The 2,500-nt window shown below is 48.0% G+C and carries 1 tRNA gene and 2 rRNA genes (1 of these 3 cut by a window edge); all 3 read left to right on the forward strand.

The features are described from left to right. Positions 1 to 214 precede the first annotated feature (214 nt). A 16S ribosomal RNA gene (locus tag C7384_RS07900) occupies positions 215 to 1,764 on the forward strand. 103 nt (positions 1,765 to 1,867) lie between these two features. Then, a tRNA-Ala gene (locus C7384_RS07905) sits at positions 1,868 to 1,940 on the forward strand. Between the two features lie 178 nt (positions 1,941 to 2,118). After that, positions 2,119 to 2,500, forward strand: a 23S ribosomal RNA gene (locus C7384_RS07910) (it continues 2,524 nt past the right edge of the window). The 16S and 23S rRNA genes sit together here with 1 tRNA gene alongside, the layout of an rRNA operon.

Here is a 2,500-nt window from a genome sequence, read left to right on the forward strand (position 1 = left end):
GCAAGCAGCGTGATAGACTAATTAAGTTGTTTCGTAAGGGAGCAACGCAGTAGCACATTGAAAACTGAACAAAACTTTGAACAAACAAATCTGTAACGATTTACTAAGGTTACTTAGTAAACACAAATTTGCGAAGTCAATTCGTAAGAACAATAAACGGATAAAGCTAGGAAACTAGTAAGTCAGTTTAATCGAAGAGCAATCTTCAAACTTTTAACATGAGAGTTTGATCCTGGCTCAGGATGAACGCTGGCGGCGTGCCTAATACATGCAAGTCGAACGCACAGCGAAAGGTGCTTGCACCTTTCAAGTGAGTGGCGAACGGGTGAGTAACACGTGAATAACCTGCCTTATAGTAGGGGATAACATTTGGAAACAGATGCTAATACCGTATAAAACAACTTTTTGCATAAAAGGTTGTTAAAAGGCGCTTCGGCGTCGCTAAAAGATGGATTCGCGCTGCATTAGTTAGTTGGTGAGGTAAAGGCTCACCAAGACGATGATGCATAGCCGAGTTGAGAGACTGATCGGCCACATTGGGACTGAGACACGGCCCAAACTCCTACGGGAGGCTGCAGTAGGGAATCTTCCACAATGGGCGCAAGCCTGATGGAGCAACGCCGCGTGTGTGATGAAGGCTTTCGGGTCGTAAAGCACTGTTGTATGGGAAGAATGGCTTAGGTAGGCAATGACCTAAGATTGACGGTACCATACCAGAAAGGGACGGCTAAATACGTGCCAGCAGCCGCGGTAATACGTATGTCCCGAGCGTTATCCGGATTTATTGGGCGTAAAGCGAGCGCAGACGGTTGGTTAAGTCTGAAGTGAAAGCCCACAGCTCAACTGTGGAATTGCTTTGGAAACTGGCTAACTTGAGTGCAGTAGAGGTAAGTGGAACTCCATGTGTAGCGGTGGAATGCGTAGATATATGGAAGAACACCAGTGGCGAAGGCGGCTTACTGGACTGTAACTGACGTTGAGGCTCGAAAGTGTGGGTAGCAAACAGGATTAGATACCCTGGTAGTCCACACCGTAAACGATGAATACTAGGTGTTAGGAGGTTTCCGCCTCTTAGTGCCGCAGCAAACGCATTAAGTATTCCGCCTGGGGAGTACGACCGCAAGGTTGAAACTCAAAGGAATTGACGGGGACCCGCACAAGCGGTGGAGCATGTGGTTTAATTCGAAGCAACGCGAAGAACCTTACCAGGTCTTGACATCCTTTGAAGATGTTAGAGATAACATTGTGCTCTTCGGAGCCAAAGTGACAGGTGGTGCATGGTCGTCGTCAGCTCGTGTCGTGAGATGTTGGGTTAAGTCCCGCAACGAGCGCAACCCTTATTGTTAGTTGCCAGCATTTAGTTGGGCACTCTAGCGAGACTGCCGGTGACAAACCGGAGGAAGGCGGGGACGACGTCAGATCATCATGCCCCTTATGACCTGGGCTACACACGTGCTACAATGGCGTATACAACGAGTCGCAAACCCGCGAGGGCAAGCTAATCTCTTAAAGTACGTCTCAGTTCGGATTGTAGTCTGCAACTCGACTACATGAAGTCGGAATCGCTAGTAATCGCGGATCAGCATGCCGCGGTGAATACGTTCCCGGGTCTTGTACACACCGCCCGTCACACCATGGGAGTTTGTAATGCCCAAAGCCGGTGGCCTAACCTTTTGGAGGGAGCCGTCTAAGGCAGGACAGATGACTGGGGTGAAGTCGTAACAAGGTAGCCGTAGGAGAACCTGCGGCTGGATCACCTCCTTTCTAAGGAAAAACGGAGCGTTACAGGGACGCAAGTCAATTTGATTGGATCAAAGTTTTGTTTAGTTTTGAGTGGGCTACTGTCAAGAAGTCCCAACCAGGACTTGGGGAATTAGCTCAGCTGGGAGAGCACCTGCTTTGCAAGCAGGGGGTCAGCGGTTCGATCCCGCTATTCTCCATAGCCAGCCGGAAGGTTGGCGGGTTTGTACATTGAAAACTGAATAATAACAAATTCTTTTTAAAGTCATCGCAAGATGACGCTAAATTGAACCGAGAAACAACAAAGTTCTTTAATAAAGAACGGTTTAATCGCAGGTCGAAAGACCAACTCATATGCTGACCCTACGGAAACGTAGTGGTTAAGTGAATAAGGGCGCGTGGTGAATGCCTTGGTACTAGGAGCCGATGAAGGACGTGACTAACTACGATAAGCTTTGGTGAGCGGTAAGTACGCTATGACCCAGAGATTTCCGAATGGGGAAACCCAACTCAATCGAGTTATCATTATCTGAATACATAGGATAATGAAGGAATACGCTGTGAACTGAAACATCTCATTAGCAGCAGGAGCAGAAAGAAAAATCGATTCCCGGAGTAGCGGCGAGCGAAATGGGAAGAGCCCAAACCAAGGTGCTTGCATCTTGGGGTTGTAGGACTGAAATAACGAGCAAGAATTTGGGAAGATAGTTCAATTCGTTGGGAAACGAAGCCAGAGAGGGTGATAGCCCCGTCAACGAAA

Source organism: Convivina intestini, assembly GCF_003096575.1.
GTDB lineage: Bacteria > Bacillota > Bacilli > Lactobacillales > Lactobacillaceae > Convivina > Convivina intestini.